This window comes from Streptomyces sp. XM83C (assembly GCF_023072675.1).
GTDB lineage: Bacteria > Actinomycetota > Actinomycetes > Streptomycetales > Streptomycetaceae > Streptomyces > Streptomyces thermocoprophilus.
The window spans coordinates 1-5,781 of sequence record NZ_JALLGL010000361.1; the positions used below are offsets into that span (position 1 = coordinate 1).

Genomic DNA, 5,781 nt, shown 5'->3' on the forward strand with positions numbered 1-5,781 from the left:
CCCCGGAGGGCCCCGCCCGCCGTACGGCCGACGGGGCCCCGCCGCCGTACGGCCGACGGGGCCCCGCCGCCGTACGGCCGCGGCTGTCGTACCACCGCGGCCGTACGGTTCCCCGGCGCCGGGGGCGTCAGCCCAGGGCGAGCGCCTGGACGCGGTCGTACGCCCCGTTGAACTTGTCGTGGTCGCCGACCGTCGGCCCGGACGACGTGTACTGCCACATCGTGTAGTACGACCAGCCGGCCGGCAGCTCCCCGACCGAGGAGGCGTAGCGGGCGACCCACAGCGGGTTGGTGGAGCCGAAGCCGCTGTAGTTGCCGGTGCACTCCTTCCACCAGCTCGTCGCCGTGTAGATCACGGCGTCACGGCCGGTGCGCGCCCTGTACTGGTTCAGGAAGTCCCGGATCCAGGTGACCATCGCGCTCTGCGACTTGCCGTAGCAGGAGGCGCCGTACGGGTTCCACTCGATGTCGAGCGCGCCCGGCAGTGTCTTGCCGTCGCGGGACCAGCCGCCGCCGTGGTCCACGAAGTAGTTGGCCTGAGTGGCGCCGCTGGTGGTGTCGGGGGTGGCGAAGTGGTAGGCGCCGCGGATCATGCCCACGTTGTACGAGCCGTTGTACTGCTGGGCGAAGTACGGGTTCGTGTAGTACGTGCCTTCCGTGGCCTTCACATAGGCCCATTTCACGCCGCTGCCCCACAGCGTGGACCAGGCGACGTTGCCCTGGTGGCTGGAGACGTCGACGCCCTCGGTCTGGGTGGCGTCGCCGGGTACGGGGGTGCCGGCCTGGCCGTCGTGCGCCAGGACGCCCATGCCCATGTACGCGGAGCCGCGGGCCGGGGTGCCGGCGGCCCGGGCCGGCAGGGCGAGGGAGAGGGCCGCGAGCAGGGCCGCGACCGCCGCGAGGGCGAGTCGGGCGCGGGTGTGGGGGAGAGGGAGGAGAGAAGTGCCGGGTCTGCGCACGGGCATGCGTGCCTCCGGAAGCGTCGGTGGGGGAAACGCTGGACGACGTGCTGCACCGCCCACGGCGCCGCTGGCGTGGGCATGTCATTCACTTTCCTGTTCAAGAAGCTACGCACGTAGACCCGGCGGCGGAAGGGGGACTGGGAGCCGCCGTTGGTCTAGCCCTGCGAAATACTGGCAGAGCTGCGAAGACGGCGGCGGCCGAAGGAAACTTTCAGGAACGGGAAACCGGATCAGGGGACTGACGTGCACGAGGACACGAGCGGCGGCGGACGGCAGGGCGAACGCCCGGTGCCGCCGAGTGGTGTGGACCAGGAGTTCCTGGCTCTGGAACGCGAGTTGACGCTGTTCCTGCGCAGGGCCCGGGCCAACCAGGGCGAGATGGCCCGCGAGGTCCATCCCGACCTGGAGTCCGCGGCGTACGGCCTGCTCGTACGCCTGGACGAGTGCGGCGGCCAGCGGGCCACCGACCTGGCGGCCTACATCGGCGTCGGCAAGGCCACCATGTCCCGCCAGCTGCGCGCCCTGGAGGAGCTGGGCCTCGTGGCCCGCGAACCCGACCCGGCGGACGGCCGGGCCTGGCTGGTCCACCTCACGGAGGAGGGCCACCGCCGCGTCAGCCGCGTCCGGGACGCCCGCAGGGCGCGGTACGTGACCCAGCTGTCCCACTGGGACCGGCGGGAGGTGGCGGAACTGGCCCGCCTGCTGAGCCAGTTGAACCGGGGCATGGAGCAGCGCTGACCCGCCGTGGCCCCTCGGGCGGGCCGACGGGGGTCCCCGCGGGACCCCGGGCCACACGGTGAGTGGAGCGAAACCACCGAAGAGAGCGCTTCCAAGCGGCATTGCGGGGTGTCGTACGAGAACAACGCTCCGATCGAGCCGCTCCGCCGGCCACTCCGCTGCCCCCCGCCGCGCCTCCCGGAGCAGCCCCTCCCCCGGCCCAGCGGCGGCTCCTCACAGCTCCGCGTACACCACCGTCGCGTCGTCGTGCGTCTTGCTGCGGCCCAGCACCGGCCGCCCGCCCGCCGCGTCCGCCCGCTCCAGCTCCCGCACCCGGTCCACCAGAGCCCGGCCGCCCTCCTTCGCGATCAGCCGCAGGCAGTCCGCCCAGTCGCCCTCACCGAACCGCTCCACCCACCGGCCCGCCCCGTCCGTCAGCGCCGCCAGCGCCCGCACCCCGGCACGCGGCACCGCCCCCGTCACCGCGCGGGCCGCCACCGACGGATCGGCCGCCGCCGTGAAGAACCCGCCCTCCCGGTTGCGCAGCGTCGCGTCGATCACCGCGTCGCTCACCAGCGCGGAGCGCGGCAGCCGGGCGAGACGGTCGTCCACCACCGGCGTGACCGTCCCGCCCGGGGACTCCAGCAGCAGCACCGAGTCGGACAGCACCAGATACTCCACCGACTCCGCCGACCAGCGCGCGACCACCACCGTGGCCTGAGGAGTGCGCGGGTGAGAAAGGTCACAGATTGACGAGTGAACCTTCGCGGTACGCGAGATGGCCCGGGCGAGCACCTCGGAGAGGGGAACTTCCGGGAGCGAACAGGTCAGTTCGGTCAACGCGCCACCGAGCCGGGCCGTGAACCAGGGGACCGAATGCAGACACCCCGTATCGCCCCGCGGCGGCGTCACCCCGTCCAGGACGACCAGTGATCCACCCTGTCCTGAAGCGGGCAGTCCGACGCTCGCGAAGTCCTCGTTGGCGCGGCGGGGATCACCGGGCTCCGAGACGAGTTCCGTACGCATCCGGTCAGTCTGCACGACCCCTTCACACCCTCCGCGAACGGCTGGCAAACATCCCGTCACCCTCGCACCCGTGCATGCGGGGCGCCGGATTTGACGGCAAATCCGGCGGATCGGGAGCGGTCCGGGAAGGCGTGGCGGCGAATATTGCCAAAGCCCGCCGCAGACGTCCAACCGGCCCGCCGCACAGGGCCGCTGCGCGCCACGCGGCAACTTGCCCGCCAACTCCCCTCCGATGTTCACTCCTTCGGGTGGCGGGTCAGGTGATGCGCGACCAGTGCACACCGGCACTGGGAGGGTCGGAAACCGTACCAGGGGTGCACAGAGGCTGACAGTGCGTCACCTGGGTCCATGGGTACACGAGTCAGGAATGCGAGCACCGGTGCAGAAGACGCGGCCTCGGCGCACAGGCAAGCAGTCGGCCTCCGAGGGGGGCGCGCAGCGCCCACCCGTCGGCAAGGGCCGCCCCACCCATGTGCGCAGCCGGCTGATCGTCGCCGTCGCCGTGGTGGCCGCCGCCATCGCGGGCGCCGGCGCGCCCTCCGTGCTGGCCGCCTCCGGCCGGCTGAAGGACACTCAGGACCTCGTCACGCTGGCCGAGCGCACCCAGGAAGCGCTCGTGCTGGCCCACGCCCTCGCCGACGAACGCGACGACGTCACCTCGTACGTCGCCGCCGGCCGGCCCCGCGCCAAGACACCCGACGAGCAGCGCAGCGCCCGCGTCGACCGCCAGATCGAGGAACTGCGCGCCGACACCGACCTGCCGGCCGCGCTCCGCGAGGACCTCGACGGCATCGCCGCCGTCCGCCGCGCCGCCCTCACCGGCAAGGACGGCGCCCTCGAAGCGCACCGCGCCTACACCGCCACCATCACCGAGCTGCACCGCCTCGCCGAACAGCTCGCCGAACGCACCCCCGACCGGGCCGGCGCCGGCGCCCACGCCCTCGCCGCCCTCGACACCGCCGTCCAGCAGGCCGCCGCCGCCCGCGGGCTGCTCGTCGCCGCGCTCAACGTGCCGACCCGCACCGAGACCGTGATCGACCCGATCACCGGTCTGCCCGAGGAGGTCACCAGCTCCTCCGAGGCCGGCACCAAGGCACGCGGCGCGCTCACCGCCGCCGCCCAGGAGGCCCGGCTGCGCTCCGACGCGGCGCTCGCCGACTTCCACGAGAACGGTCCGGACCCCGCCGTCTCCGCGTACGACTCCACCGTCACCGGCCCCGAGGTGGGAACCGCGGACAAGTACCTGGCCGCCCTCACCGACCAGCCCACCCTCGACGAGGACGAACTCGGTACCAGCGCCAAGAAGGTCGACACCGCGCTCACCACCCGCGTCGACCTGATGCGCGGCGCCGAGGCCGCCCTCTACGACCGCCGTGTCAAGGAACTGGAGTCGCTGCGCGACGACGACGTCACCGCGCTGGAGATCCACATCGCGATCCTGGGCGCGCTGATGCTGCTGGCCGTCGGTATCGCCACCGCCATGGCCCGCAGCCTCACCCGCCCCCTCGCCGTGCTGCGGCTCGGCTCGGCCCGCCTCGCCGAGGCCGAGGACCCCACCACCGAGGAACCGGTGCGCTTCACCGGCCGCAACGACGAGTTCGCCCAGGTCGTCCGCTCCGTCAACGCCCTCCACGAGCACGCCGCCGGGCTCGCCGAACGCATCGCCACCCTGGAGACCGACCGCAAACATCTGGTCGGCCAGCGGCAGAAGATGGCCGACGCCCGCGAGGAACTCCGCGCCGAACTCGCCGAGTCCGCCGCCCAGCTCCAGCGGCTGCGCGGCAGCATCGGCTCCACCTTCGTCAACCTCGCGCTGCGCACCCTCGGCCTGGTCGAGCGTCAGCTCGCGGTCATCGAGACGCTGGAGGAACGCGAGCAGGACCCGGAGCGGCTCGCCACGCTGTTCAAGCTCGACCACTTCGCCACGGTCATGCGCCGGCACAGCGAGAACCTCCTCGTCCTCGCCGGCACCGAACACGTCCAGCAGCACGCGGGTCCCGTACCGCTCGTCGACGTCGTCCGCGCCGCCGTCAGCGAGATCGAGCGCTACGAGCGGGTGCGGATCGCCGCGCTGCCGCCGCACGCGCACGTCGCCGGCTTCGCCGCCGACGACCTCTCCCACCTGCTCGCCGAACTCATGGAGAACGCCACCGCGTTCTCCCCGCCCGACCTGCCCGTCGAGGTCTCCGGCTGGCTGCTGGAGAGCGGCGAGGTGATGCTCTCCGTCCAGGACGAGGGCATCGGCATGACCGACGACCGCCTCACCCGGCTCAACGCCCGCCTCGCCGACTTCGACCCGAACACGCCGTACGACCAGGAAGCCGAGGACGGCCTCGGGCTCGGCCTGTACGTCGTCGCCCGCCTCGCCCACCGCCACGGCGTCCGCGTCCAGCTGCGCGACCAGAAGCAGGGCGGAGTCGCCGCCGTCGTGGTGCTGCCGGCCACCCTCATGGCCGACCCCACGCCCGCGGCCGGACCGCCGGCGTCCGCCGCCTCGTCCACGACCCAGACCTTCTCCCTCCCCGGCGCCGACGCCGAGGCCAACTCCAACGAGCTTCCCGGCCGCCCCAAGAACACCGACCCGGTGGTGGCCCTCGCGGAACGCGCGGTGCGCGCCGCGGAGGCGGAGGCCGGGGCGTCGGCGTCGGCCTCGGCCGAGGGCGAGGCAGAGACCGGGGCGGACGAAGGCGCCGCCACTGCGGCGGAGCGCGACGCGGCCGGTACGACGCCGGAGGCGGCCCACGCCACCGAGGGCGACGAGCCCGCCGCCCAGGGCGCCGAGCCGGGCGCCGACCCGGCCGACGGCGCGGACGCCCCGGACGCCGAGGGGGCGCCGGAGCACGCGCGGGGCGTGGAGGACACCGGTCCGCAGACGCGGGCGCGGCAGGCGGAGAGCCCCGCCGAGACGACGATGGCGCTGCTCCTGCCCTCCCACCGGCCGACCGGCCCCGACCCGGACGACGCGGACCCGGCGGACCCGGCCGAGACGACCGGCCCGGCGGCCACCACCCCGACGGGGACGACCACCCCGGCGGAGGCGACGGCCCCGGCGGAGGCGCCCGCCCCGGAAGCCCAGC

4 protein-coding genes are annotated in these 5,781 nt (G+C 73.9%); 2 read left to right on the plus strand and 2 right to left on the minus strand.

The window, feature by feature from the left end; genetic code table 11:
* Window positions 1-127 precede the first annotated feature (127 nt).
* A complete protein-coding gene (locus MTQ10_RS27110) occupies window positions 128-964 on the minus strand; it encodes a lysozyme (RefSeq protein ID WP_247472870.1) in 837 nt (278 codons plus the stop codon).
* A 240-nt stretch (window positions 965-1,204) separates the two neighbouring features.
* On the opposite strand from MTQ10_RS27110, the gene MTQ10_RS27115 reads away from it, so the two are divergent.
* A complete protein-coding gene (locus tag MTQ10_RS27115) occupies window positions 1,205-1,699 on the plus strand; it encodes a MarR family winged helix-turn-helix transcriptional regulator (RefSeq protein ID WP_247472872.1) in 495 nt (164 codons plus the stop codon).
* A gap of 213 nt (window positions 1,700-1,912) precedes the next feature.
* Here MTQ10_RS27115 and MTQ10_RS27120 read toward each other — a convergent pair whose 3' ends face one another.
* The gene (locus MTQ10_RS27120; RefSeq protein ID WP_247472874.1) at window positions 1,913-2,704 is read right to left on the minus strand and encodes a hypothetical protein; all 792 of its coding nucleotides are present in this window, start codon (window positions 2,702-2,704) and stop codon (window positions 1,913-1,915) included.
* Window positions 2,705-3,083: 379 nt separating this feature from the next.
* Here MTQ10_RS27120 and MTQ10_RS27125 point away from each other — a divergent pair.
* The coding region (locus MTQ10_RS27125) for a sensor histidine kinase (RefSeq protein WP_247472875.1) at window positions 3,084-5,781 on the plus strand (2,698 nt) is incomplete at its 3' end.

Coding starts and splice junctions, on each gene's coding strand:
- MTQ10_RS27110 (WP_247472870.1), bottom strand. CDS start 964: ATGCCCGTGCGCAGACCCGGCACTTCTCTCCTCCCTCTCCCCCACACC.
- MTQ10_RS27120 (WP_247472874.1), bottom strand. CDS start 2,704: ATGCGTACGGAACTCGTCTCGGAGCCCGGTGATCCCCGCCGCGCCAAC.